Raw genomic sequence first — 25,455 nt, forward strand, 5'->3', positions numbered from 1 at the left:
CTAGAGCGGTGGAGGAAATCTGTCGCCTTCGGGGGCGCGGTGCGCTCCCAGCAGGCACTCCGATGGTATCCGGCCAGGGGCTCCGGCCCCGCATCCGGCTGTCCGCAGTCCCACAACATGGACAGATACCGATACATACCGGCCGCGTTCGGGCGCTCCGGAAGCGGCGGGAAAGGGCCGCTCACGGCGCTCACGGCGCTCACGGGGCGAGAACCGATCCGGCGGGGAGGTTGCGTACCACGGTGAACAGCAGCACAGCGCCCCCGATCAGCCACCAGTGGACGGGTCTCGGCCGCGGCCCGGCGGCCGGCAGCCCGCGCCCGGCCCGCGCCAGCCAGCCGGCCCAGAACAGCGCGAACGCGGCGTAGCCGAGCACTGCCAGGGCGTTGGCGCCGAGGGCTGCGCCCAGGTCGCCGTGCGCGACCGCGTGGGCGCTGCGCAGCCCGCCGCAGGCCGGGCAGTACAGGCCGGTGAGCCGCAGCAGCGGGCAGACGGGGTAGTGGCCGGCCTCGTTGGGGTCGACGGCGCCGACGTACGCGAAGGCCGCCAGGACCGCCGCGAGGGCGCCCAGCGGGGCGGCGAGGCGGCGCGCTGCGCCGCGCCGGGCCGCGGAGGGCGGGCCGTCCGGGGTACGCGCCACGGGTTCCGTCACGGGACCGATTCTCCCCCGGTACGGACGAAGGCGCAGCTTCCCTGCCGCCGCACGGGCCACTCCGCGCCATGAGCGCGGGGCGTGCGGAACGGCCGGGAAGCCGCGCCTTCGTCGAGCACGGGGCCGCAGCGGGCCCGGGCCGGGGCCGGACCGGTGTCCGGCCGCCGGGCGGTCAGCTCTGCTGCGGCTGCGGGGTGCCCTTGGCGCGCTTCGGGGCGGAGCCCAGGCCCATGAGGTGCATGATGCCGCCCACTACGGCGCCGGCCAGGATGAGGACCACGCCGGCCCAGAAGCCGGGCACGTTGGCGACCACCATGAAGGCGCCCGCGACGCAGAAGCCGATGAACGAAATGATGACGCCGGTCCAGGCAGCCGGGGTGTGTCCGTGGCCGTGGCCATTGCTCGACATGAGTGCTCCTCGTTGCTTTCTCGCGCCTGGGTCGGGGCGCGGCGTTCGCTCGGAATCATTGTCCCTGATGCGCGGGGTGGGCCCGCCATCGGGTCGGTAGGGGCCGGTGCCGGCCACCGCCTAGGTGGTGGGGTCCTCGCCCCGGTCCAGCGACTTCCAGATCTCCTCCGGGCGGTCCAGGTCCGGCTTCGCGGCGGCGCGGCGCGGCCCGCGGGTGGCGCGGGGGCCGCCCGTCGCGCGCTCGTAGCGCCCGGACATCGCGGGCCAGCGCCGGCCGTAGACCAGTGCCAGCAGCCCGGCGATCAGCAGGAGCGCGCCGCCGCCGGCGGCCACCCAGGGCCAGGCGGTGTGCGCGACGTGGTGGACGCTCGCGTCGCTCATGCCGGTGGCGGTGGCGGCCTTGGCCTTCAGCGCGGCGGTGTCGGCGTTGCCGAGGAGGGCGCCGGCGAGGGTGCCGGCCCCGCTGAGCGCCAGCAGCGCGGAGACGGCGAGGCGGCCGGCGCCGCGTACGGCGAAGACCGCGACCAGGGCGGCGAGCCCGACGACGGCGAGCGCGCCGGGTACGCCGGTGATGTCCTGGCCCGACGCCTTCTGCGGCAGCTCGCCCTGGGCGACCACGGCGGAGGCGGTGGCCCAGGTGCGGCCGGAGGAGAGCAGGGCCAGGGCGGCGCCGAGCGCTCCGAGGAGGAGGGCCAGGGCGAGGGGCTTGCGCGCGCTGCCCCGGCCGCCGCCGGCGGCTGGGGCTGCGGCGTCGGCCGTCGCGGCGTCGGTGCGGGGCGGGGGTACGGCACTCACCCTTCCACTATCCCGTACGCCGTCGGCTGCACGCTCGTCCGGGGTGGCCGGCGGCCATCGGCGGCGGTGTCCTCACAGGCCGGAGGGGCCTTCGAGGTGGTTGGCGGTGTGGACCGCGCGCAGCACCGCCGCCGCCTTGTTGCGGCACTCCTGGTCCTCGGCGTCCGGGTCGGAGTCGGCGACGATGCCGGCGCCGGCCTGGACGTACGCCGTGCCGTCGCGGAGCAGGGCGGTGCGGATGGCGATGGCGGTGTCGGAGTCGCCGGCGAAGTCCAGGTAGCCCACGCAGCCCCCGTAGACGCCGCGCCGGCTGGGCTCCAGCTCCTCGATGATCTGCAGGGCGCGCGGCTTCGGGGCGCCGGACAGCGTGCCGGCGGGGAAGCAGGCGGTGAGCACGTCGAAGGCGGTGCGGCCGTCCGCGACCTTGCCGGTGACCGTGGACACGATGTGCATGACGTGGCTGTAGCGCTCGATGGACATGAAGTCGACGACCTCGACGCTGCCGGGCTCGCAGACCCGGCCCAGGTCGTTGCGGCCCAGGTCGACCAGCATCAGGTGCTCGGCGCGTTCCTTGGGGTCGGCCAGCAGCTCGTCGGCGAGGGCCTGGTCCAGCTGCGGGGTGCCGCCGCGCGGCCGGGTGCCGGCGATGGGGTGCAGCATCGCCTGCCCGTCCTCGACCTTGACCAGCGCCTCGGGGCTGGAGCCGACCACATCGAAGGGGAGGCCGTCGCCGCCCTCGAAGCGGAAGAGGTACATGTACGGGCTGGGGTTGGTGGCCCGCAGCACCCGGTAGACGTCCAGCGCGGAGGCCGTGCACGGCGTCTCGAAGCGCTGCGAGGGCACGACCTGGAAGGCCTCGCCGGCCCGGATGCGCTCCTTGATGTCCTCGACGGCGTCCTTGAAGGCCTCGCCGCCCCACTTCTCGGTGTACTCGGGCAGCTCGGAGGCGGGGAGGGCTGCGGCGTTCGAGGGGGCGGGGCGGCTCAGGTCGTACGCCATGGTGTCGAGGCGGGCCACGGCGTCCGCGTACGCCTCGTCGACGCCGGTGTCCAGGTCGTTGTGGTTGATCGCGTTGGCGATCAGCAGGACCGTGCCGTTCCAGTGGTCCAGTACGGCCAGGTCCGAGGTGAGCAGCATGGTCAGCTCGGGCAGCCGCAGCTCGTCCTCGGTGCTGTCGCCGATCTTCTCCAGGCGGCGCACGATGTCGTACCCCAGGTAGCCGACCATGCCGCCGGTGAAGGGCGGCAGGCCCTGGCCCTCGATGAGGTCGCGCGGGGTGTGCAGGGTCTCGACGGTCTCGCGGAGCGCGGCGAGCGGGTCGCCCTCGGTGGGCACGCCGACCGGCGGGGTGCCGAGCCAGTGCGCCTGCCCGTCGCGGGCGGTGAGGGTGGCGGCGCTGCGGACGCCGATGAAGGAGTAGCGGGACCAGCTGCGGCCGTTCTCCGCGGATTCCAGGAGGAAGGTGCCGGGGCGCTCCGCCGCGAGCTTGCGGTACAGGCCCACCGGGGTGTCGCCGTCCGCGAGGAGCCGCCGGGTGACCGGGATGACCCGGCGGTCCTTCGCGAGGGTGCGGAAGTTTTCGAGGTCCGGAGTGGCGGTGCCGGTGGTTCCCGTGGTCATGCCAGCGGATCCTAGTGGCGATCAGCGGCGGGGGCCGGGCGTGTCCGCGTACTGATCGGCGCAGCGGACACCCGGCGGGTCACTCCCCGGCGAGCAGGACGTCCTCGTCGAAGCAGGTGCGCGCGCCGGTGTGGCAGGCCGCGCCGACCTGGTCGACCTTGACCAGGACGGTGTCCGCGTCGCAGTCCAGGGCGACGGACTTCACGTGCTGGACGTGGCCGGAGGTGTCGCCCTTGACCCAGTACTCCCGGCGGCTGCGGCTCCAGTAGGTGCAGCGGCCGGTGGTCAGCGTGCGGTGCAGCGCCTCGTCGTCCATCCAGCCGAGCATCAGCACCTCGCCGGTGTCGTACTGCTGGGCGATGGCGGGGACCAGCCCGTCGGGGGTGCGCTTGAGCCGGGCGGCGACGGCCGGGTCCAGGGAGGTGCCGGCGGGCGCTGCTGCCTGTGCGGCCGGGGCCGAGGGCTCGGGGGACGGGGTGGCGGGACTGCTGCTCATGCCCTCCATTGTGCCGTGCGGCATCATGCGGGCATGAACGACCGGTATCCGCCCCCGGACGACGACCGGGCGGCCAAGGTGGCGACGATCGTGCTGTGCGCGGTCTTCGTGGCGGCCGTGGTGGTGATGGCGGTGATCCTCGTCCAGGGGTGACGCGGGGTGCGGAAGTGACCGCGCGGCGTCGTGGCACGGGCGGCGGGCCGGGCCGTAGGGTGAGGCCATGTCGACCCATGCCAAGCGTGAACGACTTCTTCTCGCCGACCTGTTGGAGGGCGCGGGGCCCGAGGCCCCGACGCTGTGCGAGGGCTGGACCGCGCGTGACCTGGCCGCCCATGTGGTGGTGCGCGAGCGGCGCGCGGACGCGGCCGGCGGCCTGGTGCTCAAGCCGCTGGCGTCCCGGATGGAGCGGGTGCGGAGCGAGTACGCCGCCAAGCCGTACGAGGAGCTGATCCGGCTGATCAGGACCGGGCCGCCGCGCGTCTCGCCGTTCGGTCTGAAGCAGATCGACGAGGCGTCGAACACCGTGGAGTTCTTCGTGCACGCCGAGGACGTGCGGCGGGCCCAGCCGGACTGGACGCCGCGCGAGCTGAGCTCCGGCTTCGCCGACGCCCTGTGGTCCCGGATCGAGCGGATGGCCCGGGTGCTGGGGCGGAAGGCCCCGGTGGGCCTGGTGCTGCGCCGCCCGGACGGCCGGACCGCGGTGGCGCACCGCGGCACGCCGGTGGTGACCGTCACCGGCGAGCCGGGCGAGCTGACGCTGTTCCTGTTCGGGCGGCAGGGTGCCGCCAAGGTGGAGCTGGACGGCGACAAGGAGGCGGTGGTCCGGGCGCAGGAGACCAAGCTGGGGCTGTAGCCCCGGGCGGCGGGCGTCTCCGGGCGGGGGCGCTCAGGCCGGGCGGCGGGCGTCCGGCCCGCCCGTCCCGGCCTCCGTCCCGTACAGGTCCGTCTCCTCCAGCGCGCGCAGCCGCCGGTAGTCGGCCTCGATCTGCCGCGGGTCGTCGTGGAGCAGGTAGCAGATGCCGGGTGAGGTGGCCGCGTCGACGGTCGGCACCAGGTGGTCGCCGACCGCGACGGCCAGGTGGTGCCCCGCGTACGAGGGCAGCGCGCGGACCTCGGTGAAGCGGTCCAGGGAGACCAGCCGGCCGGCGCGCGGGGCGATCAGCGAGACATAGCGCAGAGGCGTGCGCGGCTGCGCCCTGCGGTCCGTGAGCGCCATGAAGGCGGCCGGATCGGCGCAGGCCAGAGCGGTCAGCGCCACGTGGTCGGTGCCGAAGCAGCGGCTCACCACGTCGGGCAGGATGCTGCCGGCGAGCCGGGCGCCGGTCTCGATCAGTACCGGGCCTTCGCCGGTGAGCATGATCTCGGAGTGCGCGGGCCCGTTGCGCACGCCGAGGGCGTCCAGGACGCCGAGGACGTACGGGCGGAGCACGGCGGTGGCCGGGTCGCGCGCGGGCACCGGCTCCTCGTAGTCGTAGACCGGGGCGCCGCCGCGGCCGGGGCGCTTGTGGTAGCGCCAGATCTCGGCGATGTGGTGGCGGCCGGCCACGCTGACGGTGTTGGCGAAGTACTCGGTGCCGGTCAGGTGTTCCTGGACGACGACCGTGCGGTTGCGGGCGCCGGCGAAGTTCACCGAGCGCAGGATGTGGTCGAAGGCGGTGCACAGCTCCACGGGGCCGGCGCAGAAGAAGACGTTGTCGGTGCCGGCGCTGTCGGCGGGCTTGACCACCACGGGCCAGCGGCCGCGGGCGCGGGTCCAGGCGAGGGCCGCGTCGAAGCGGTGGGTGCGCAGCGTGTCGGGCGCGCGCAGTCCGTGGGTCCGTACGGCCGCGGCCATCTCGTACTTGTCGCGGCGCACGCGGCGGCCGTCGACGACGTTGCCGGGCAGGCCGAGCCGCGCGGAGAGGGCGTCGGCAAGATCCACGCCGGTCTCGTTGCCGGGGAGGACGCGCGCTGCCGCGTACGGGCGTACCGCGGTGACCAGGGCGTCCAGGTCGCCGCGGTAGGTGAGCCGGCCGGCGCACGTGCCGGGCGGGCAGGGCGCGCCGACGAGGCGGTCGCCGATGCCGGGGGCGCTGTCGATGTGGACCGTCCCGATGCCGTGCGCGGCCAGCGCTGCGGGCAGGAAACGGCCGGTGGAGTAGGCGTCAACCACCAGGCAGTGCATGAGTCTTGGTACCTTCCCGGGCCGCAGCGGCCGGGGGCGCGCCCCGGCGGGCGAGCAGCCCGCATCCGATGAGGACGGTGATCAGGGCGATGCCGAGCGCCGACGGCACCGAGAACGCCAGCCGGGAGTCGGCCAGTTGGAGCAGCAGGGTCAGCGCGGGCGCGAGGGCGCAGATCATGGAGGCGGTCACCGGGGTGGTCCGGCGGACGCCGATCTGGACGAGGACGGCCGGCACGCCGACGCCGATGACGGCGACCACCGCGCCGGGGAGCAGCGCCGCGCCGAGCCGCCCGGTGTCCCCGGTGGCGGCGAGCAGCCAGCCGGCCGCGGCGACGAGGCCGAAGCGCAGCCCCATCACGGTCGGCACGTCGACGCCGGCCGCGCCCAGCCGGGCGGAGAAGACGACGTTGGCGGCCCCGCCGGCGCCGGAGGCGACCGCGGCGCACACGCCGAGTGCCATGGTCGCTGCCGCCCGGTCGCCGACGCCGCTGCGGCCGTCCAGCGAGGCCCAGACCAGGCCGGCGAGGGCGAGGACGATGCCGAGCGCGGAGAGCAGTTCGCCGGGCAGTACCCGGTCCTGGCGCCACCACAGGTACTGGAGCAGCACGGTGCAGGCCGGGCCGATGGCAATCGAGACGACGTTGGCGACGGCCGGTTCCATGAGCTTGAGCGCGTACAGCAGCGACAGCCAGGTGACCGCGGTGGTGAGGTTCAGGACGAGCAGGTCGGCGGCGTGCGCCCGGACGACGGCGAGCAGCCGTGCCGGGCGCGTCCGCAGCAGCGTCAGGCCGCAGAAGAAGGCTCCGGTGAGGGTGAAGGCGACCGCGGCGACGCTGCCGGGGTCGAGGTGCTGGAGCCGGTGTGCGGCGAACACGTCCACCAGCGCGGAGAACAGGGCGAAGACGAACAGGGCGGGCACGGCGTGCCTAGCGGGTGCCGGGCGGGCCGCCGGCGCGCCGCGGCCGGGGCCCGAAGAGCGCCCGGCCCACCCTGATCACGGTCGCGCCCTCCGCCACCGCCGCCTCGAAGTCCTCGCTCATGCCCATGCTCAGCCCGGACAGGCCGTGCGCGGCGGCGAGCGAGCGGAGCAGCCGGAAGTGCGGACGCGGGTCGCGGCCGGCCGGCGGCAGGCACATCAGGCCGACGACGGGCAGCCCGTGCACGTCCCGGCACTCCTTGAGGAAGGCATCGGCGCCGTCCAGGGGCACGCCGCTCTTCTGCGGTTCGTCGCCGGTGTTGACCTGGACGAAGCAGTCGGGCCTGCGGCCGGTACGGGCCATGGCGGCGGCGAGCGCGGCGGCCAGCGGAGGGCGGTCCACGCTGTGCAGCGTGTCGAAGCCGGTGACGGCCGCCGTCACCTTGTTGGTCTGGAGCGGGCCGACGAGGTGCAGCCGGACGCCCGGGTGGCGGGCGCGCAGCTGCGGCCACTTGGCGCGGGCCTCCTGGACGCGGCTCTCCGCGAAGTCGCGCTGGCCCGCGTCCAGCGCGGCGGCGACGGCGTCGCGTGAGCGGTACTTGCTGACCGCGACGAGCGTCACGGAGCCGAGCGGGCGGCCGGCGCGCCGGCACGCCTCGTCCAGGCGGCGGGTGAGGGCGGCCAGGCGCGCCGCGGGATCCGGGACGGGCCCCGGCTCCGGGCGATGGCTGTCCGACGGCCTGTCGCGGGGTGCGGTGCGGTCGGGTGCGGTGCGGTCGGTTTCGGTGCGGTATTCGGTGGTGCGTTCCTCGTTCATGGCGGTCAGTCCGCCCTTTCGGTCTCGTACGGCGCGTCGTCGGTGGCGTACTGCGTGTACCGGCCGTCCCAGACGCTGAAGTACTTCCAGGCGGAGTCGAACAGGACGGTGAGCACGACGGCTTCCGGCGGCAGCCGGCGCGCCAGGCGTTGTGCGGCGAAGACATTGCCGCCGGCGGTGGGCCCGACGTACAGGCCCTCCTTCTCGATCAGTCGTTTCATGGCCGTCCAGCCGTCGTCGCCGCTGATCAGCTCGACGTCGTCGACCAGTTCCTCGCGCAGGTTGGCCGGTACCTTGCCGGGCCCGAGGCCCATCAGGTTGTGGGTGCGGTGCGCGAAGGGCAGGCCGTGCCGCTTGGCGTACAGGGCGGCCGAGCGGTCGACCTCGACGGCGGTGGTGCGCAGTCGGGGGTACGCGGCCTTGAGGACGTCGGCGATGCCGGTGAAGGTGCCGCCTGTGCCGACGGAGCAGAGGAAGTGGTCGGGGACCAGGCCCAGCGCGTCCAGCGCGGTGACGATCTCCGTGCCGCAGGAGCGCCAGGCGCGCCAGTTCAGCTCGTTCGTGGACTGGTCCAGGAAGTGGCTGCCGGGGTGCTCGGCGACGTACCGGCGGGCCGCCTCCTCGCCTTCCAGCAGGAAGCCTTCCGGGGAGGTCTCGACGACCGCGCCTCCGAAGGAGGCGATCTGCTTCCGACGTTCCTCGGTCATGCCCGCGGGCATGACGATGACGACGCGGTAGCCGCGGTCCCGGCCGACCCGGGCGAGCGCCGCGCCGCCGTTTCCGGTGGAGCATTCGACCAGGGTCATTCCGGGGGCGAGTGTGCCGGCCCGTTCCAGTTCGTCGAGCATGAAGGTGAAGACCCGGTCCTTGTGGCTGCCGGTGGGATTACGGAACTCGCACTTGGCGAATATCCGCGCGACACCTTCCTCGGCAGTTTCCCGTAGTTCGTACAATTCCGTGTGACCGATACCGGCACCATGCGCCGATGCGTTCATGTGCGGCTCCCCCGAACCGTGCTGGACAGCATGCGGAAATACGTGAAGAGGAAATGCCCGGACCGCGTCGGGCCGACGGCCGCGACGCGTGGGACCGGCGGGTGCGCCCGATCTCGGAGCCGGACGACAGCGGGTGTCAGGGCAGGACGACGGCGCGTCCGGTCCGCTCGTCGACGGTGATCCGGATGACGGACTTGACCGTGATGCCGAAGCGCTCGGCGACCTTCCGGCAGCCGCCGTTGGCCGCCTTCTCCACCGCCACCACGACCTCGCCGACCCGGGCGCCGGCCGCCTGCACCGCCTCGATCAGGGCGACCATGGTGCCGCCGGTACTGATCGTGTCGTCGACGAGGGTCAGCCGGTCGCCCGGCTCGACGCCGTTGACGTAGAGCGTGCCCTGGAAGTACTCGCTGTCGACGGGCACGGCGACGGACCGGCCGCCGAGGCCGTAGGTGTACCAGCGGGCGACCGCGAGCGGCAGGCCGGCGGCGAGCGAGAGCGCCCCGCCGAGAATGGCGCCCTTGTCCTCCTCGACAAGAATCTTGTCGGCGTCGAAGTTCCCCAGCGCGAGCATCCGGCCGGTGGCTTCGGCAAGGACTTCCGGGCGCAGCGCGGGCGTCTGGTCCGTGAATTCGTTCACGGTGGTCCGATGGCGTCCCGACTTTACGGTGGGCGCGCCCGCGTAGACCTCTTCGAGCAGCATGGTGATGTGTCCCCCGTCCATTCCCCCGATTGCCTTCCGCATAGCGCCGGAAGGCAAGTGAGGCATTGGTACACCGACGGCCGCGGGACGGGCAATGGAGTTCTGGAAGTGTGCGTGGAAACCGCCGGTCGCGGAGCGCGCGGATGCGCCGCGGGCGCCGCGCGGCCGTCCGTCACCAGGCAGGGCCGCCCCTGCCGCCGTACGGCAATATCGCGACGTTCTGGCCGGAAAACACCCTTTTACGGCAGGGGCCGCGGGGGCGGGATCAGCCGTCAGCCGCCCCGGGCGTCAGATGGCGGACGAGGATCCGCTGCAGCTCGCGGGCCGCGCGGGGCGGCGAGACGTCGGCGCGGTGCGCGACGGAGATGTTGCGGTGCAGCCCGGGCGCGGCGAACGGGGTGGCGCGCAGCCCGGCGCGCTCGGCGACCATGACGGGCACGACGGCGATGCCGAGCCCGGCCCGTACGAAGCCGAGGACGGCGTCCATCTCGCCGCCCTCCACCGTGAACACCGGCTCGAAGCCGGCCGCCCGGCACGCGGCGACGGTGAACTCCCGCAGGTCATAGCCGCGCCGGAACATCACCAGCGGGCGGTCGCGCAGGTCCTCGACGCGGATGTGCGTACGGCGCACCGGGGGCGGGGCGTCCGGCGCGGAGATCACTACCAGCTCCTCGCGCAGCAGCTCGGCGGTGGTCAGCGCGGGGGCCTGGACGGGCAGCGGGGTGATGACCAGGGCGAGGTCCAGTTCGCCCGCGGCCAGTACCCGTACCAGGTCCTGCGAGCCGCTCTCGTGCACCTGGAGGTCGACGCCCGGGTAGCGGTCGTGGAAGGCGCGCAGCACGTCCGGGACGACGGAGGCGCAGAGGCTGGGCGGGGCCCCGAGGCGCAGCCGGCCGCGGCGCAGCCCGGCGACCTCCTGGACCTCGCGCCGCGCGGTGTCGGCGTCGGCGAGGATCCGGCGGGCGAACGGCAGCAGCGTCTCGCCGGCGTCGGTGAGCGTGATGTGGCCGCGCGCCCGGTGGAACAGCTCGGCGCCCAGTTCGCGCTCCAGGGAGCGGATCTGCTGGGAGAGCGAGGGCTGGGCGACGTGTTCCTGCTCGGCGGCGCGGGTGAAGTGCCGGGTGTCCGCGACGGCCGCGAAATAGCGGAGCTGCTGGAGCTGCATGCGGCCAGGGTAGTGGCTTGATAGCCAATGCCTATGGAGATGAGGTCCACCATGTCTTGGACTGATGGCTTACGGCGTCCCTACCGTCGTGCCCATGGCAGTGGACACCCGGACGGACCGACGACCGTCCTCCTATGCGGGCATCCTGTGGCACTCGACCGTCGGCAAGAAGACGGCGATGGCCGTCAGCGGCATCGTGATGCTGCTGTACTTGGTCGCCCACATGCTGGGCAACCTCAAGATCTTCTTCGGGGCCGTCGAGTTCGACGGATACGCCCACTGGCTGCGCACCATCGGCGAGCCCTTCCTGCACCACGAGTGGTTCCTGTGGATCGCCCGGATCGTGCTGCTGGCCGCGGTGATCGTGCACGCGGTCGCCGCGTACCAGCTGAGCCGCCGCGACATCGCGGCCCGCCCGGCCAAGTATGCCCACCCGTCGCCCGGCCGCCGCCCCTCACGGAGGCGCTTCGCGCCGCAGCTTCTCTTCAAGAAGCGCGCCAGCTACGCCACCCGCACCATGCGCTGGGGCGGGGTCATCCTGGGCCTCTTCATCGTCTGGCACATCCTGGACCTGACGACCCTGACGGTGAACCCGCACGCCGCCGCCGGACACCCGTACGCCAATGTCGTCGCCACCTTCTCCACCTGGTACGGCAACGTCATCTACATCGTCGCGATGCTCGCGCTCGGCCTGCACATCCGGCACGGCTTCTGGAGCGCGGCACAGACCCTGGGCGCCAACCGGCCGACCCGCGACCGGGTCCTGAAGGCCGTCGCCAATGTGCTGGCGCTGGTCCTCACCGTCGGCTTCCTCGCCGTCCCCGTATCCGTGATGACCGGAGTAGTGAGCTGAGATGAGCACGTACGCGGAGTACGAGGTCGGCGCGCCGGTCGTCGACACCAAGGCCCCCGAAGGGCCGATCAACGAGCGCTGGGACCGCCGCCGCTTCGAGGCGAAGCTGGTCAACCCCGCCAACCGGCGCAAGCACACCGTCATCGTCGTCGGCACCGGGCTGGCCGGCGGCGCGGCCGGCGCCACCCTGGCCGAACAGGGCTACCACGTCGTGCAGTTCTGCTACCAGGACTCGCCGCGCCGGGCCCACTCCATCGCCGCCCAGGGCGGCATCAACGCGGCGAAGAACTACCGCAACGACGGCGACTCCGTCCACCGCCTCTTCTACGACACGGTCAAGGGCGGTGACTTCCGGGCGCGCGAGTCCAACGTGCACCGGCTCGCCCAGGTCTCCGTGGAGATCATCGACCAGTGCGTGGCCCAGGGCGTGCCCTTCGCCCGCGAGTACGGCGGCCTGCTCGACACCCGCTCCTTCGGCGGCGTCCAGGTCTCCCGTACCTTCTACGCCCGCGGCCAGACGGGCCAGCAGCTGCTGCTCGGCGCGTACCAGGCGCTGTCCCGGCAGATCGCGGCCGGCACGGTCGAGATGCACCCGCGCACCGAGATGCTCGACCTGATCGTGGTCGACGGGCGGGCCCGCGGCATCGTCGCGCGCGACCTGCTCACCGGCCGGATCGACACCTACTTCGCGGACGCGGTCGTGCTGGCCAGCGGCGGCTACGGCAACGTCTTCTACCTCTCCACCAACGCCAAGAACTCCAACGCCACCGCGATCTGGCGGGCGCACCGGCGCGGCGCGTACTTCGCCAACCCCTGCTTCACCCAGATCCACCCCACCTGCATCCCGCGCTCCGGCGACCACCAGTCCAAGCTGACGCTGATGAGCGAGTCGCTGCGCAACGACGGCCGCATCTGGGTGCCGAAGGCCAAGGGCGACACCCGGCCGCCGCACGAGATCCCCGAGGACGAGCGCGACTACTACCTGGAGCGCATCTACCCCGCCTTCGGCAACCTCGTACCCCGCGACATCGCCTCCCGCGCCGCGAAGAACGTCTGCGACGAGGGCCGCGGCGTCGGCCCCGGCGGCCAGGGCGTCTACCTGGACTTCGCGGACGCCATCGCCCGGATGGGCCGCAAGGCGGTCGAGGAGAAGTACGGCAACCTCTTCGACATGTACGCACGCATCACGGCGGAGGACCCGTACACCACGCCCATGCGCATCTACCCGGCCATCCACTACACGATGGGCGGCCTCTGGGTCGACTACGACCTCCAGACGACCGTGCCCGGCCTCTTCGCCATCGGCGAGGCCAACTTCTCCGACCACGGTGCGAACCGCCTCGGCGCCTCCGCCCTCATGCAGGGCCTGTCCGACGGCTACTTCGTGCTGCCGGCCACCATCAACGACTACCTGGCCCGGCACCCCCACGACGAGGTACCCGACGACCACCCGGCCGTCGTCGAAGCGGTCACCTCCGTCACCGACCGCCTCTACCGCCTCCTCTCCAACAACGGCGACCGCACCCCGGACTCCTTCCACCGGGAGCTGGGCGAGCTGCTGTGGGAGGAGTGCGGCATGGCCCGTACCGAGTCCGGGCTGCGCAAGGCGCTGGACCGCATCCCCGAACTCCGCGAGGAGTTCTGGCGCCGCATCAAGGTCCCGGGCTCCGGCCAGGACCTCAACCAGTCCCTGGAGAAGGCCAACCGGATCGCCGACTATTTCGAGCTCGCCGAGCTGATGTGCCTCGACGCACTGCACCGCGCCGAGTCCTGCGGCGGCCACTTCCGCGAGGAGAGCCAGACCGGGGGCGGCGAGGCCGAGCGCCGGGACGAGGAGTTCTCCTACGCCGCGGCCTGGGAGTTCACCGGCAGCGGCGAGGCGCCCGTGCTGCACAAGGAGCAGCTCGACTTCGAGTACGTCCACCCCACCCAGCGGAGCTACGCGTGAACCTCACCCTGCGCATCTGGCGCCAGTCCGGCCCCGACGACGCGGGCCGCATGACCGAGTACGACGTACGGGACATCTCCCCCGAGATGTCGTTCCTCGAAATGCTCGACACCCTCAACGAAGAGCTGATCCTGCGCGGTGAGGAGCCGGTCGCCTTCGACCACGACTGCCGCGAGGGCATCTGCGGCGCGTGCGGCATGGTCATCAACGGCGAGGCGCACGGCCCCGAGCGGACCACCACCTGCCAGCTGCACATGCGGCACTTCGACGACGGCGACACGATCGACATCGAGCCGTGGCGCGCCTCGGCGTTCCCCGTCGTGAAGGACCTGGTCGTGGACCGCGGCGCCTTCGACCGGATCATCGGGTCCGGCGGGTACGTCTCCGTCCCGACCGGCGCCGCGCCGGACGCGCACGCCACGCCGGTGCCCAAGGCGGCCGCCGACACCGCGTTCGAGCACGCGGAGTGCATCGGCTGCGGCGCCTGTGTCGCGGCCTGCCCGAACGGCTCGGCGATGCTCTTCACCTCCGCCAAGGTCGTCCACCTCAACTCCCTGCCGCAGGGCGCCCCGGAGCGCGAGTCCCGGGTCCTGGACATGGTCGGGCAGATGGATGCCGAGGGCTTCGGCGGCTGCACCAACACCGGTGAGTGCGCGACGGCCTGCCCGAAGGGCATCCCGCTGTTCAGCATCACCAAGATGAACCGCGAATTCGTACGGGCTGCCCGCAAGGCCTGACAGACCAGGGTCCGGGCTCCCCATGCCTCCGGGAGTCCGGACCCGCCGTACCGGCGCCGCGGCGGCAACCGACGCTCCGCGGCCGCGGCGCCCCTCAGACCGCGGCGGTCCCGATGAGACCCTCCCGGGTGACCAGCCGGGCGAGCGCTTCCTCGCCCAGCCCGTCCGTGCCATCGGGCCGCCGCGGCAGCACCATGTAGCGGCTCTCCGCGCTGGAGTCCCAGACGGTGATGCGGACGTCGTCGCCGAGCGTCAGCCCGAACTCCCCGAGCACCGACCGCGGATCGCGCACCACCCGGGACCGGTACGCCTCGCTCTTGTACCAGGACGGGGAGGGCCCCAGCAGCCCGATCGGGTAGCACGAACACAGCGTGCACACCAGCACGTTGTGCCGGTACGCCGTATTCGCCACCACCTTCAGCCGCTGCTCCTGGATACCGCCTGCCATCGACAGCCCGACCTCCGGCAGCGCCGCGTTGGCGTCAGCCAGCAGCCGCTCCCGGAAGCCCGGGTCGGTCCAGGCCCGCGCGACGATCCGCGCACCGTTGACGGGCGAGGCCCCGTTCAGCACCTTCGTCAGGATCGCATCCAACTGATCGTCTTCGACGATCCCGGCCTCGACCAGCCGCTCCTCCAGACGCCGCACCCGCACCGCCACCGTGCTGCTCGCGTGCTCCCCGCTCATACCCGCTCCTCCTCCGCCCGTTCCAGGTACGACTCCCAGAGGTCCACCGTGACCTCGTGCGTGCCCTCGCCCCACAGCTCCCGGGCCGGGAAGGCGACGGTGTAGACGGTCTCCACGCGCGGCTCGGCGGTCCCGGCGGCCCGGTCGTCGGCCAGCGGCCACTGGCCCTGGGCCTCCACGATCCGCCCGACATGGCCGCGGATGTAGCGCGGAGCGCGGGTGTGCCCGGCAGGGTCCACGGGCCTGACCCGCACGGTGTGCCCGGCCGTGAAGCTACTCATCCCCGAGCACCTTCCGCTCGACGACCAGCGTCTCGATGGCGTGCAGCCACCGCTCGTAGTACGAAGCCGCCAGATACTCGGCGGGCGCCATCCGCTCGACGGCGTCCCGGAACTCGTCCAGCGTGTAGACCCCGCCGCGCACCAGCGCCATGTTCAGCGCGTACACCCGCGCTTCCCAGTCCGCGTGGAACGGCGGCTCGTCCGCTTCGATCCGCAGCGCGCCGAAGCCGGTCTGCCCGCCCACGTCGTTGACTCGACTCATGAGCCGAGCCTACGGCGGTGGCACGCCGCTGACCAGGAGGTATACCGGGCCGCTTCAGCGGACCGGACGCCCCGCCTCCCGGAGGGTGTTCTTCACCTCTCCGATGCGGAGGTCGCCGAAGTGGAAGACGGAGGCTGCCAGGACGGCGTCGGCGCCGGCGTCGACGGCCGGGGGGAAGTCGGTGAGCTTGCCGGCGCCGCCCGAGGCGATGACCGGGATGGTCACGTGCTTGCGGACGGCGGCGATCATCTCCGTGTCGTAGCCGTCCTTGGTGCCGTCGGCGTCCATGGAATTCAGGAGGATCTCGCCGGCGCCGAGGTCGGCGGCGCGGTGGGCCCACTCGACCGCGTCGATGCCGGTGCCACGGCGGCCGCCGTGCGTGGTGACCTCGAAGCCGGAGGGGGTGGTGGTGCCCTCGGGCGTGCGGCGGGCGTCGACCGAGAGGACCAGGACCTGGCGGCCGAAGCGCTCGGCGATCTCCCGGATCAGCTCGGGGCGGGCGATGGCGGCGGTGTTGACGCCGACCTTGTCCGCGCCCGCCCGCAGCAGCTTGTCGACGTCCTCGGGGGTGCGGACGCCGCCGCCGACGGTCAGCGGGATGAAGACCTGCTCGGCGGTGCGGCGGACCACGTCGTAGGTCGTCTCGCGGTTGCCGGAGGAGGCGGTGATGTCGAGGAAGGTCAGCTCGTCCGCGCCCTCCTCGCCGTAGACCTTGGCCATCTCGACGGGGTCGCCGGCGTCACGGAGGTTCTGGAAGTTCACGCCCTTGACGACCCGGCCGTTGTCCACGTCCAGGCAGGGGATGACTCGGACCGCGAGGGTCATGAGGGAGAGGCTCCTTCGATGGGTGCGCGGAGGCCTTCGGGGCCTGCGAAGGCTTCCAGTTCTACTTGGACCAGGATCCGCGGGTCGACGAAGCCCGAGACCACGACGACCGTGGTGGCGGGCCGGACCGCGCCGAACAGCTCCTGGTGGGCCCGCGCCGCCTCGTCGAGGTCACGGGTGTGGGCGAGGTAGAGACGGGTGCGGAGGACGGAGGCGGCGTCGAGATCGAACTCCGCCAGGGCGTCGACGGCCCGGGTGAGGGCGACCCGGGTCTGTTCGTACGGGTCGCCCTCGCCGTACAGCACCGTGCCGTCGAACGGGGTCGTGCCGGAGACCAGCACCCGGTCCCCGGCGGCGACGGCGCGTGCCGCGCCGAAGGCCTCTTCCCAGGGGCCCTCACCAGGTACGCGCCGTACACCGCTCATCGCACTGCCTCCGTTAGCGAGTGGCCTCCAGGGCCTCTTCCAGGGTGAACGCCTTGGCGTACAGGGCCTTGCCGACGATGGCACCCTCCACACCCTCGGGCACCAGCGAGGCGATGGCCCGCAGGTCGTCCAGGGAGGAGACGCCGCCGGAGGCCACGACGGGCCGGTCGGTCGCGGCGCAGACGTTCTTGAGCAGCTCCAGGTTGGGGCCCTGGAGGGTGCCGTCCTTGTTGATGTCGGTGACGACGTACCGGGCGCAGCCCTCGGCGTCCAGCCGGGTCAGCGTCTCGTACAGGTCGCCGCCGTCGCGGGTCCAGCCGCGGCCGCGCAGGGTCGTGCCGCGCACGTCCAGGCCCACCGCGATCTTGTCACCGTGCTCGGCGATGATCTTGGCGACCCACTCGGGGTTCTCCAGGGCCGCGGTGCCGATGTTGACGCGCTTGCAGCCGGTGGCGAGCGCCGCGGCCAGCGAGTCGTCGTCGCGGATGCCGCCGGACAGCTCGACCTTGATGTCCATGGAGCGGGCCACCTCGGCGATCTGCGCGCGGTTGTCGCCGGTGCCGAACGCGGCGTCCAGGTCGACCAGGTGCAGCCACTCGGCGCCCGACTGCTGCCAGGCCAGCGCGGCCTGGAGCGGGTCGCCGTAGGAGGTCTCGGAGCCGGACTCGCCGTGCACGAGGCGGACGGCCTGGCCGTCGCGGACGTCGACGGCGGGCAGCAGTTCGAGCTTGTTCACAGCACTCACAGGACTCTCAGCACTCACAGGGTTTCGATCCAGTTGGACAGGAGCTGGGCGCCGGCGTCGCCGGACTTCTCGGGGTGGAACTGGGTGGCCCACAGCGGGCCGTTCTCCACGGCGGCCACGAACGGCTCACCGTGCGTGGCCCAGGTGACCTGCGGGGCACGCATGCTGGGGTTGGTGACCTCCAGCTCCCAGTCGTGCACCGCGTAGGAGTGCACGAAGTAGTAGCGCGCGTCGGCGTCCAGGCCCGCGAAGAGCCGCGAGTCCTGCGCCGCCTCGACGGTGTTCCAGCCCATGTGCGGCACGATGTCGGCCTTGAGCGGGCCGACCGTGCCGGGCCACTCGTCCAGGCCCTCGGTCTCCTCGCCGTGCTCGATGCCGCGCGTGAAGAGGATCTGCATGCCGACGCAGATGCCCATCACCGGGCGCCCGCCGGCCAGCCGGCGGCCGACGACCCAGTCGCCGCGCGCTTCGCGCAGGCCCTTCATGCACGACGCGAAGGCACCGACGCCGGGGACGAGCAGCCCGTCGGCGTTCATGGCGGTGTCGTAGTCGCGGGTCACCTCGACGTCGGCACCGACGTGGGCCAGCGCCCGCTCGGCGGAGCGGATGTTGCCGAAGCCGTAGTCGAAGACGACGACCTTCTTGCGCGGCGCGCTCAATTCCATACCTCCAGCCGCACGACGCCGGCGGCCAGGCAGAGCACCGAGCCGATGGCGAGCAGCACGATCACGCTCTTGGGCAGCTGCTGCTTCCAGAAGGAGTAGACCCCGCCGAGCAGGAAGAGGCCCACGAGGATGAAGACCGTCGACAGACCGTTCACAGCGCGCCCTTCGTGGAGGGCAGGATGCCGGCGGCTCGCGGGTCCCGCTCGGAGGCGTACCGCAGCGCCCGGGCCAGCGCCTTGAACTGGCACTCCACGATGTGGTGGGCGTTGCGCCCGTACGGCACGTGGACGTGCAGGGCGATCTGCGCCTGCGCGACGAAGGACTCCAGGATGTGCCGGGTCATCGTCGTGTCGTAGGTGCCGATCATCGGCGCGATGTTCTCGGGCTCGGTGTGGATCAGGTACGGGCGGCCCGAGAGGTCCACGGTCACCTGGGCGAGCGACTCGTCCAGCGGGACGGTGCAGTTGCCGAAGCGGTAGATGCCCACCTTGTCGCCGAGGGCCTGCTTGAAGGCGGCACCCAGCGCGAGGGCCGTGTCCTCGATGGTGTGGTGGGTGTCGATGTGCAGGTCGCCGTCGGTCTTCACGGTGAGGTCGAACAGACCGTGCCGGCCGAGCTGGTCGAGCATGTGGTCGTAGAAGCCCACGCCGGTCGAGACGTCGACCTGTCCGGTGCCGTCGAGGTCGATCTCGACGAGAACCGAGGTCTCCTTGGTCTTGCGCTCAATGCGTCCAATGCGACCCTCGCGAGTCATGCGCCTGTCTCCTTCATGATCGCGCGCACCGCATCGAGGAACGCGTCGTTCTCCGCCGGGGTGCCGGCGGATACCCGCAGCCAGCCCGGCACTCCGTTGTCACGGACCAGGACGCCCTGGTCGAGAATGGCCTGCCAGGCCGCGTGCTGGTCCTCGAACCTACCGAACTGCACGAAGTTGGCGTCGGAGTCGACGACCTCGCAGCCGATCGCGCGCAGCTCGTCGACGATGCGGTCCCGCTCCGCCTTCAGCTGCTCGACGTACTTCAGCAGGGTGTCGGTGTGCTCCAGGGCCGCCAGCGCGGTGGCCTGGGTGACCGAGGAGAGGTGGTACGGCAGGCGTACCAGCTGTACGGCATCGACCACGGCCGGGTCGGCGGCGAGGTAGCCCAGGCGCAGTCCGGCCGCGCCGAACGCCTTGGACATCGTCCGCGAGACGACCAGGTTCGGCCGGCCCTCGATCAGCGGCAGCAGCGACGGGCGGTGGCTGAACTCGCCGTACGCCTCGTCGATGACCACCAGCGACGGCTTGGCCGCCTGCGCCGCCTCGTACAGCGCGAGCACCGTTTCCGCTTCCACGGCCGTACCGGTGGGGTTGTTCGGCGAGCAGACGAAGACCACGTCGGGGCGGCGCTCGGCGATGGTCTTCTTCGCGGCCTCGACGTCGATGGTGAAGTCGTCGTTGCGCGGCCCGGAGATCCAGTCCGTGCCCGTGCCGCGCGAGATCAGGCCGTGCATCGAGTACGACGGATCGAAGCCGATGGCCGTGCGTCCCGGGCCGCCGAAGGTCTGCAGCAGCTGCTGGATGACCTCGTTGGAGCCGTTGGCCGCCCAGACCTGGTCCTTGGTGACCTCGTGCCCGCCGGTGCGGGAGAGGTACCGGGCCAGCTCCGTGCGCAGCTCGACCGCGTCCCGGTCCGGGTAGCGGTTGAGGTCGCGGGCCGCCTCGGTGACCCGCTCGGCGATCCGCTGGACCAGCGGCTCGGGGAGCGGGTAGGGGTTCTCGTTGGTGTTCAGCCGTACCGGCACGTCCAGCTGCGGAGCGCCGTAGGGGGACTTGCCGCGGAGCTCGTCCCGGATGGGGAGCTCGTCCCAAGGGGACGAAGAGGGGTTCCTGGTCACTTGGACTGCGGGACCTTCCAGTCGAACCTTGCCTTGATGGCCGCGCCGTGTGCCGGGAGGTCCTCGGCCTCGGCGAGGGTCACCACGTGGTGGGCGACCTCGGCCAGTGCGTCGCGGGTGTAGTCCACGACATGGATGCCGCGCAGGAACGACTGCACCGACAGCCCCGAGGAGTGGCACGCGCAGCCGCCGGTGGGCAGGACGTGGTTGGAGCCCGCGCAGTAGTCGCCGAGCGAGACCGGGGCGTACGGGCCGACGAAGATCGCGCCGGCGTTGCGGACCCGGGCGGCCACCGCAGCGGCGTCCGCGGTCTGGATCTCCAGGTGCTCGGCGCCGTAGGCGTCCACCACCGTCAGGCCCTCGTCCACGCCGTCGACCAGGACGATCGCGGACTGACGGCCGGCCAGCGCGGGGATGATCCGGTCTTCGATGTGCCGGGTCGCGCGGACCTGCGGCTCCAGCTCCTTCTCGACCCGCTCGGCCAGCTCCGCCGAGTCCGTGACCAGGACGGCGGCGGCCATCGGGTCGTGCTCGGCCTGGCTGATCAGGTCGGCCGCGACGTGCGCCGGGTCGGCGGTGCCGTCGGCGAGGATGGCGATCTCGGTGGGGCCGGCCTCGGAGTCGATGCCGATCCGGCCCTTGAGCAGGCGCTTGGCGGCGGCGACATAGATGTTGCCGGGACCGGTCACCAGATTGACCGGAAGGCAGTCCTCGGTGCCGTACGCGAACATCGCGACGGCCTGCGCGCCGCCGGCCGCGTACACCTCGTCGACACCCAGCAGGGCGCAGGTGGCCAGGATGGTGGGGTGCGGCAGACCGCCGAACTCGGCCTGGGGCGGCGAGGCGATCGCCAGCGACTCGACGCCGGCCTCCTGGGCCGGGACGACGTTCATCACCACGGACGAGGGGTAGACCGAGCGGCCACCGGGCACATACAACCCGACGCGCTCGACCGGCACCCACCGCTCGGTGACGGTGCCGCCGGGCACGACCTTCGTCGTCACATCCGTACGCCGCTGCTCACGGTGGACGGTGCGGGCCCGCTTGACGGACTCCTCCAGCGCGGCCCGGACCTTCGGGTCCAGCTCTTCCAGCGCGGTGCGCAGCGCCTCGGCGGGCACGCGTACCTGCTCGATCTCGACCCGGTCGAACCGATGGGCGTACTCGATCAGCGCAGCCGTGCCACGATGGCGCACGTCCTCGCAGATGGGCCGCACCTTCTCCAGGGCGGCTTCCACGTCGAACTCGGCACGGGGCAGCAGGTCGCGCAGGGCGCCACCCTCGGGGAGGGCGTCACCGCGCAGATCGATTCGGGAGATCACTCCTCCAGTGTCTCAGACGTGCTGCCGGTGCCCGCCGCCCGTATCAATCGGTGATACGCACTCCCCGGGGTGATCCTGACCACTGGCGTTCACCCGGTCGCCCAGCGGGAATGGGGAGCCGAGGGGGTCGCAGCGGTACGTGTGGGGCGCCCGGTACGCATGGAGAAGACGGCGGCGCCCGGGCGGCGCGGCCGGGAACGAGAGGGGGATGCCGCGGTGAGTGACCCCACCGACGGCGACGCGCCGGCCGACCTGGACCTGAGCCCTGCGGAATGGGCCCTGTGGCAGTCGTACCGCAACGGCAGCACATGCGATCTGCGCACCGACGACCCGGCGCGCAACGATCCGCACGGCCGCCACACGTGGGGCGCCGAGCGCACGGTGCGTGCCCGGATCGTCGCGCTGCTCCTCCTGGACGGCCCGCCGGCCCAGCCCGGCCGGGTCTCCGCGCTGAAGCTGACCGGCGCCTACATCAGCGGCTCCCTCGACGTCGCGGGGGGCACGATCGAGCCATTTGTGGAACTGCGCGACTGCCGCTTCGAGCGCGAGGTCACGCTCCCCGAGAGCCGCTTCACGACGCTGCGGCTGGTGAACTGCGCCATCCCGCGGCTGGAGGCGGCCCGCCTGCACACCGAGGGTGACCTGCACCTGCCGCGCTGTGTCGTGCAGAACGGCATCCGGCTCACCGACGCGCACATCGGCACGGACCTCATGCTCAACCAGGCCGTGGTGCACAAGGACCGGCGTGGCCGGTCCATCACCGCCGACGGCCTGACCGTGGCCCAGGACCTCCAGGCCGAGATGATGGAGTCCTACGGCGAGCTGACGCTGCGCGGCGCGACCGTCGGCGTGTCGCTGAGCCTGCGCGGCAGCCGGCTGAGCAATCCGTACGGCCGCCGGGCACTGAACGCCCCGCAGCTCACCGTCGAGCGCACGCTCTACCTCACCGCCGCCGGGCTCACCGGCTCGGTCGCCGGCAGTGCCACTCCCCCGTACGGCATCACCGCCACCCCGGCGCGCGGCACCCGCATGCAGCGCTTCGAGTGCGAGGGCGGCATGCGGCTGGACGACGGCCGCTTCGGCGACGCCGTCGACCTGGACCAGGCCCGCTTCGTCCTGGAGTCCGACCAGGAGCTGTCGATGCGCCGCATCCAGACCCCTGAGCTGCGCTTTCTCGGCGAGCGTCCGCAGCGCGGCCGGGTCATCCTCTCCGGAGCGCGGGTGGTGAACCTGGTCGACAAGTCGACCAGCTGGCCCGGTCTGGGCGGCCTGTGGATGGCCGGTTTCGCATACGAGACGCTGATCCCCCGCGGCCACTTCCCGCTCTCGCTGCGCCTCCAGTGGGTGGCCGCGGCCACCCCGGAGTACGCCCCCGAGCCGTACGAGATGCTCGCCGCGGCGCTCCGCAGCAGCGGCGAGGACGCCGACGCGCGCGAGGTCCTCCTCGCCAAGCAGCGCAGACGCCGGGAGACGCTGCCCCTCGCGGGCAAGTCGTGGGGCTTCCTCCAGGACTGGACGGTGGCCTACGGGTACCGGCCGGGCCGCGCCGCCGTGTGGATGGCCGTCCTGTGGGCGGTGGGCACGGTCTTCTTCTCGCAGAATCCGCCGCACGCCCTCAAGCCCGGCGAGACGCCCCTGTGGAACCCGTATCTGTACTCCCTCGACCTCCTGCTGCCCGTCATCGACCTCAACCAGGACAGTTACTGGCGGCCCGAGGGCGGCTCCCAGTGGGTCGCCGCGCTCATGATCCTGGCGGGCTGGGTGCTGGCCACCACGGTCGCCGCCGGCGCCTCGCGGCTGCTGCGGCGCCAGTAGTCCACGGGGCCGGGAAACACTCCTGTGACGCCCGGCCCCTCCCGGGACGCCGCCGACCATTTAGGCTTACGGGCTGTGACCTCCGTGCGCCTACCGCTCTTCCCGCTGAACTCGGTGCTGTTCCCGGGACTCGTGCTCCCGCTGAACGTGTTCGAGGCGCGGTACCGAGCGCTGATGCGGGACCTGCTCGACCTCCCGGAGGACGAGCGCCGCTTTGGCGTCGTCGCGATCCGCGACGGGCGGGAGGTCGCCGCGACCGCCCCGGGCATGCCCGACAGCACCGCCGTCCCCGACCAGGGCGCGGCGGCCGGCTTCGGTGACGACCCCATGCGCGCCTTCCATCCGGTCGGCTGCATCGCGGACGCGGCGACGATCCAGGAGAAGAGCACGGCGGCGGGCCCGGCCCCCGAGGGCAGCGACGAGAACACCGCCTTCGAGGTGCTGACCACCGGCACCACCCGCTTCCGGCTGCTCTCCGTCGACGCCTCGGGGCCCTACCTCACCGGCGAGATCGAGCCGTTGGAGGAAGAGGAGGGCGACGGCGCGGGCGCGCTCGCCACCGGCGTGGAGCGGGCGTTCCGCATGTACCAGAAGAAGTTGGCCTGGGCGAACGAGCGCACGGTGACCAGCTCCCAGGAGCTGCCGGACGATCCGGCCGTCCTCTCCTACCTGGTGGCAGCGGCGACCGTGCTGGACGTCCCCCGCAAGCAGCAGCTCCTGGAGGCGCCGGACACCGCCAACCGGCTCGCGCAGGAGCTGAAAATGCTGCGCCAGGAGACCGCGGTGATCGGTAAGCTCCCGTCGCTGCCGGCCGTGGACCTGACCCGGCAGCAGACCCACCCCAACTGACGAGGCCGAAACGTTGGCGAAGAAGTCCAAGAACGGCAAGCAGGGCGGCACCCCGGCGACGGTGGCCCTGACCCGCGCGGGCGTCCCCTTCACCACGCACGCCTACGAGCACGACCCGGCGGCCCCCTCGTACGGCGAGGAGGCCGCCGAAGCGCTGGGCGTGTCGCCCGACCAGGTCTTCAAGACGCTCGTGGCGGACGTCGACGGCGTACTCACCGTGGCGGTCGTGCCCGTCTCCGGCTCGCTGGACCTCAAGGCGCTGGCGGCGGCGGTGGGCGGCAAGCGCGCCGCGATGGCCGACCCCGCCCTCGCCGAGCGCACCACCGGCTACGTACGCGGCGGCATCTCGCCGCTGGGCCAGCGCAAGAAGCTGCGTACGGTCCTGGACGCCTCGGCCGAGGGGCTGCCGGCCGTCTGCGTCTCGGCGGGCCGCCGCGGGCTGGAGATCGAACTGTCGCCGGAGGACCTGGCAGCGCTCACCGACGCGGTCCTCGCGCCGATCGGCCGGGCCTGACCGACGGGACCCCTTTACGCCCTCCTCGGCCGCGACTAGTACCCGTAGGGACCGACCGAGGAGGTCCCTGTGTCGAAGAAGACCCGCAAACGGAAGTGGCGCGTCAAGAAGGGCCGGGCCAACCACGGCCGTCGGCCGGCGTGACCGGCTGAGGACGGCGCTCCCGGGTGGCCGGCACGCGTGGGCGGGTCACCCGGTACGTCAGTCCCGGGGCGGCTGCGGCGCGTGCCAGTCCGGCACGAACGGCTCCGGGTCGCGCGGGCCGAAAGCCCCGGTCAGCAGGAGATTCGCCAGCGCGGCCCCGATCGGCCAGGCCAGCAGCGCGCCCTTGGCCTGGAGCCGCAGCGGCGCGTCGAAGGCGATGCCCTTGCCGGCCGCCTTGGCCTGCGCGACCACGTCCCGCTCCGGCCCGAGCAGCATCCCGATCCGCCAGGCGAGCACCGAGGCCAGCAGGCCGCCGACGACCAGGGCCACCACGAGCGGCACGCCGCCGCGCCGCCGCCACAGGAAGACCAGCGCGGCGCTCACCACGCCCAGGCCCAGCCCGAGCAGCAGGAACGTGCCGTCGGCGCCGATCGACTCCTCGCCCTCGGCGTTCTTCAGATAGACGGCCTTGCCGTCCGAGATCAGCGGAACGTGCGGCGCCAGCCATGCCCACAGCACCCCGAACAGCGCCCCGCACACCGTCGTGACCAGCACGATCAGCAGGGCCTCGCGCAGCTCGACGCGCAGGCCCGGGCCGCCGTCCCCGTCAAGGGGGCGGGCGTCGGACCCGCCGTACTCCTGCGGGGACGTCGGCACGTGGTCCTCCTCGGTCGCGGGCCGGGCCCACGGGTCACGGGTGTCCCCCGGCTGCTGGTTCGACGGGCGGTCGGGCGGTGTCAGCGGTGCACTCACCCCGCCATCGTGCCAGGTCCCGGCT

At 72.6% G+C, this 25,455-nt stretch carries 30 protein-coding genes; 7 read left to right on the forward strand and 23 right to left on the reverse strand.

The window, feature by feature from the left end:
* Window positions 1-199: 199 nt before the first annotated feature.
* From ACIGQF_RS10920 to hisI, 5 genes are all read right to left on the reverse strand, one after another.
* Complete coding sequence (locus ACIGQF_RS10920; RefSeq protein ID WP_399708024.1) at window positions 200-652, reverse strand: DUF2752 domain-containing protein; 453 nt, start codon at window positions 650-652, stop codon at window positions 200-202.
* 172 nt (window positions 653-824) lie between these two features.
* On the reverse strand, window positions 825-1,061 hold the full coding sequence (locus ACIGQF_RS10925; RefSeq protein ID WP_361560550.1) for an HGxxPAAW family protein: 237 nt from the start codon (window positions 1,059-1,061) through the stop codon (window positions 825-827).
* Window positions 1,062-1,181: 120 nt separating this feature from the next.
* Window positions 1,182-1,856 carry a TIGR02234 family membrane protein gene (locus ACIGQF_RS10930; RefSeq protein ID WP_399708026.1) on the reverse strand — a complete coding sequence of 225 codons (675 nt, stop codon included), beginning with the start codon at window positions 1,854-1,856 and terminating at the stop codon, window positions 1,182-1,184.
* 72 nt (window positions 1,857-1,928) lie between these two features.
* The gene (locus ACIGQF_RS10935) at window positions 1,929-3,476 is read right to left on the reverse strand and encodes an anthranilate synthase component I (RefSeq protein WP_399708028.1); all 1,548 of its coding nucleotides are present in this window, start codon (window positions 3,474-3,476) and stop codon (window positions 1,929-1,931) included.
* A gap of 79 nt (window positions 3,477-3,555) precedes the next feature.
* Window positions 3,556-3,972, reverse strand: coding sequence for a phosphoribosyl-AMP cyclohydrolase (gene hisI / locus ACIGQF_RS10940; protein WP_399708030.1), 417 nt, complete (start codon window positions 3,970-3,972; stop codon window positions 3,556-3,558).
* A gap of 220 nt (window positions 3,973-4,192) precedes the next feature.
* Here hisI and ACIGQF_RS10945 point away from each other — a divergent pair, with 220 nt between their 5' ends.
* A complete protein-coding gene (locus ACIGQF_RS10945) occupies window positions 4,193-4,825 on the forward strand; it encodes a TIGR03085 family metal-binding protein (protein WP_399708032.1) in 633 nt (210 codons plus the stop codon).
* A gap of 33 nt (window positions 4,826-4,858) precedes the next feature.
* Here the strand turns inward: ACIGQF_RS10945 and ACIGQF_RS10950 are convergent, their stop codons facing one another.
* The 6 genes from ACIGQF_RS10950 to ACIGQF_RS10975 form a co-directional block, all read right to left on the reverse strand.
* A complete protein-coding gene (locus tag ACIGQF_RS10950) occupies window positions 4,859-6,136 on the reverse strand; it encodes an ATP-grasp domain-containing protein (protein ID WP_399708034.1) in 1,278 nt (425 codons plus the stop codon).
* Window positions 6,117-7,055: a DMT family transporter gene (locus ACIGQF_RS10955; protein WP_399708036.1), complete on the reverse strand. Its 939-nt coding sequence runs from the start codon at window positions 7,053-7,055 to the stop codon at window positions 6,117-6,119. The genes ACIGQF_RS10950 and ACIGQF_RS10955 overlap by 20 nt, the downstream gene beginning before the upstream one ends.
* Before the next feature lie 7 nt (window positions 7,056-7,062).
* Complete coding sequence (locus tag ACIGQF_RS10960; RefSeq protein WP_399708038.1) at window positions 7,063-7,869, reverse strand: YggS family pyridoxal phosphate-dependent enzyme; 807 nt, start codon at window positions 7,867-7,869, stop codon at window positions 7,063-7,065.
* A 5-nt stretch (window positions 7,870-7,874) separates the two neighbouring features.
* Complete coding sequence (locus tag ACIGQF_RS10965; RefSeq protein ID WP_399708040.1) at window positions 7,875-8,864, reverse strand: PLP-dependent cysteine synthase family protein; 990 nt, start codon at window positions 8,862-8,864, stop codon at window positions 7,875-7,877.
* 136 nt (window positions 8,865-9,000) lie between these two features.
* A complete protein-coding gene (locus tag ACIGQF_RS10970; protein ID WP_399708042.1) occupies window positions 9,001-9,588 on the reverse strand; it encodes an adenine phosphoribosyltransferase in 588 nt (195 codons plus the stop codon).
* A 244-nt stretch (window positions 9,589-9,832) separates the two neighbouring features.
* Window positions 9,833-10,732, reverse strand: coding sequence for a LysR family transcriptional regulator (locus ACIGQF_RS10975; protein ID WP_399708044.1), 900 nt, complete (start codon window positions 10,730-10,732; stop codon window positions 9,833-9,835).
* Window positions 10,733-10,826: 94 nt separating this feature from the next.
* Between ACIGQF_RS10975 and ACIGQF_RS10980 the strand changes: the two genes are divergently transcribed.
* From ACIGQF_RS10980 to ACIGQF_RS10990, 3 genes are read left to right on the forward strand one after another with little or no spacing between them, the layout of a single operon-like run.
* Window positions 10,827-11,585 carry a succinate dehydrogenase cytochrome b subunit gene (locus tag ACIGQF_RS10980; RefSeq protein WP_399708046.1) on the forward strand — a complete coding sequence of 253 codons (759 nt, stop codon included), beginning with the start codon at window positions 10,827-10,829 and terminating at the stop codon, window positions 11,583-11,585.
* A gap of 1 nt (window position 11,586) precedes the next feature.
* Entirely contained in the window at window positions 11,587-13,533 is a 1,947-nt protein-coding gene (locus tag ACIGQF_RS10985; protein ID WP_399708048.1) for a fumarate reductase/succinate dehydrogenase flavoprotein subunit, read from the forward strand.
* A complete protein-coding gene (locus tag ACIGQF_RS10990; protein WP_399708050.1) occupies window positions 13,530-14,270 on the forward strand; it encodes a succinate dehydrogenase/fumarate reductase iron-sulfur subunit in 741 nt (246 codons plus the stop codon). The genes ACIGQF_RS10985 and ACIGQF_RS10990 overlap by 4 nt, the downstream gene beginning before the upstream one ends.
* A 94-nt stretch (window positions 14,271-14,364) precedes the next feature.
* Here the strand turns inward: ACIGQF_RS10990 and ACIGQF_RS10995 are convergent, their stop codons facing one another.
* Genes ACIGQF_RS10995 through hisD form a run of 11 tightly spaced genes read right to left on the reverse strand, consistent with a single transcriptional unit; the run spans window position 14,365 to window position 21,355 of the window.
* Entirely contained in the window at window positions 14,365-14,955 is a 591-nt protein-coding gene (locus ACIGQF_RS10995; RefSeq protein WP_399708052.1) for a nitrile hydratase subunit alpha, read from the reverse strand.
* Window positions 14,952-15,236 carry an SH3-like domain-containing protein gene (locus ACIGQF_RS11000; protein ID WP_399708054.1) on the reverse strand — a complete coding sequence of 95 codons (285 nt, stop codon included), beginning with the start codon at window positions 15,234-15,236 and terminating at the stop codon, window positions 14,952-14,954. Before ACIGQF_RS11000 ends, ACIGQF_RS10995 begins: the two co-directional genes overlap by 4 nt.
* Entirely contained in the window at window positions 15,229-15,498 is a 270-nt protein-coding gene (locus ACIGQF_RS11005) for a hypothetical protein (protein ID WP_399708056.1), read from the reverse strand. Before ACIGQF_RS11005 ends, ACIGQF_RS11000 begins: the two co-directional genes overlap by 8 nt.
* A gap of 54 nt (window positions 15,499-15,552) precedes the next feature.
* Window positions 15,553-16,323: an imidazole glycerol phosphate synthase subunit HisF gene (gene hisF / locus ACIGQF_RS11010; RefSeq protein ID WP_399708058.1), complete on the reverse strand. Its 771-nt coding sequence runs from the start codon at window positions 16,321-16,323 to the stop codon at window positions 15,553-15,555.
* Entirely contained in the window at window positions 16,320-16,748 is a 429-nt protein-coding gene (locus tag ACIGQF_RS11015) for a Rid family hydrolase (RefSeq protein WP_399708060.1), read from the reverse strand. Before ACIGQF_RS11015 ends, hisF begins: the two co-directional genes overlap by 4 nt.
* Before the next feature lie 13 nt (window positions 16,749-16,761).
* Window positions 16,762-17,484 (reverse strand): bifunctional 1-(5-phosphoribosyl)-5-((5-phosphoribosylamino)methylideneamino)imidazole-4-carboxamide isomerase/phosphoribosylanthranilate isomerase PriA, encoded by a 723-nt coding sequence (gene priA / locus ACIGQF_RS11020; RefSeq protein WP_361560909.1) that lies wholly within the window; start codon window positions 17,482-17,484, stop codon window positions 16,762-16,764.
* 23 nt (window positions 17,485-17,507) lie between these two features.
* Entirely contained in the window at window positions 17,508-18,158 is a 651-nt protein-coding gene (gene hisH, locus ACIGQF_RS11025; RefSeq protein WP_399708063.1) for an imidazole glycerol phosphate synthase subunit HisH, read from the reverse strand.
* Window positions 18,149-18,313, reverse strand: coding sequence for a hypothetical protein (locus tag ACIGQF_RS11030; RefSeq protein ID WP_399708065.1), 165 nt, complete (start codon window positions 18,311-18,313; stop codon window positions 18,149-18,151). Before ACIGQF_RS11030 ends, hisH begins: the two co-directional genes overlap by 10 nt.
* Complete coding sequence (gene hisB / locus ACIGQF_RS11035) at window positions 18,310-18,912, reverse strand: imidazoleglycerol-phosphate dehydratase HisB (RefSeq protein WP_031057003.1); 603 nt, start codon at window positions 18,910-18,912, stop codon at window positions 18,310-18,312. Before hisB ends, ACIGQF_RS11030 begins: the two co-directional genes overlap by 4 nt.
* Window positions 18,909-20,033, reverse strand: a complete 1,125-nt coding sequence (locus ACIGQF_RS11040; RefSeq protein ID WP_399708067.1) for a histidinol-phosphate transaminase — start codon at window positions 20,031-20,033, stop codon at window positions 18,909-18,911. Before ACIGQF_RS11040 ends, hisB begins: the two co-directional genes overlap by 4 nt.
* Window positions 20,030-21,355: a histidinol dehydrogenase gene (gene hisD, locus ACIGQF_RS11045; protein WP_399708069.1), complete on the reverse strand. Its 1,326-nt coding sequence runs from the start codon at window positions 21,353-21,355 to the stop codon at window positions 20,030-20,032. Before hisD ends, ACIGQF_RS11040 begins: the two co-directional genes overlap by 4 nt.
* A 216-nt stretch (window positions 21,356-21,571) precedes the next feature.
* Between hisD and ACIGQF_RS11050 the strand changes: the two genes are divergently transcribed.
* From ACIGQF_RS11050 to ybaK, 3 genes are all read left to right on the forward strand, one after another.
* Window positions 21,572-23,170, forward strand: a complete 1,599-nt coding sequence (locus ACIGQF_RS11050) for an oxidoreductase (protein ID WP_399708070.1) — start codon at window positions 21,572-21,574, stop codon at window positions 23,168-23,170.
* Window positions 23,171-23,245: 75 nt separating this feature from the next.
* Window positions 23,246-24,019, forward strand: a complete 774-nt coding sequence (locus ACIGQF_RS11055; protein ID WP_361560622.1) for an LON peptidase substrate-binding domain-containing protein — start codon at window positions 23,246-23,248, stop codon at window positions 24,017-24,019.
* Window positions 24,020-24,032: 13 nt separating this feature from the next.
* On the forward strand, window positions 24,033-24,533 hold the full coding sequence (gene ybaK, locus ACIGQF_RS11060) for a Cys-tRNA(Pro) deacylase (RefSeq protein ID WP_399708072.1): 501 nt from the start codon (window positions 24,033-24,035) through the stop codon (window positions 24,531-24,533).
* Window positions 24,534-24,734: 201 nt separating this feature from the next.
* Here ybaK and ACIGQF_RS11065 read toward each other — a convergent pair whose 3' ends face one another.
* The gene (locus ACIGQF_RS11065; protein WP_399708073.1) at window positions 24,735-25,430 is read right to left on the reverse strand and encodes a DUF2567 domain-containing protein; all 696 of its coding nucleotides are present in this window, start codon (window positions 25,428-25,430) and stop codon (window positions 24,735-24,737) included.
* Window positions 25,431-25,455 lie beyond the last annotated feature (25 nt).

Origin of the sequence: Streptomyces sp. NPDC053560, from assembly GCF_044544605.1 — a bacterium.
In the GTDB taxonomy this organism is placed as follows: domain Bacteria; phylum Actinomycetota; class Actinomycetes; order Streptomycetales; family Streptomycetaceae; genus Streptomyces.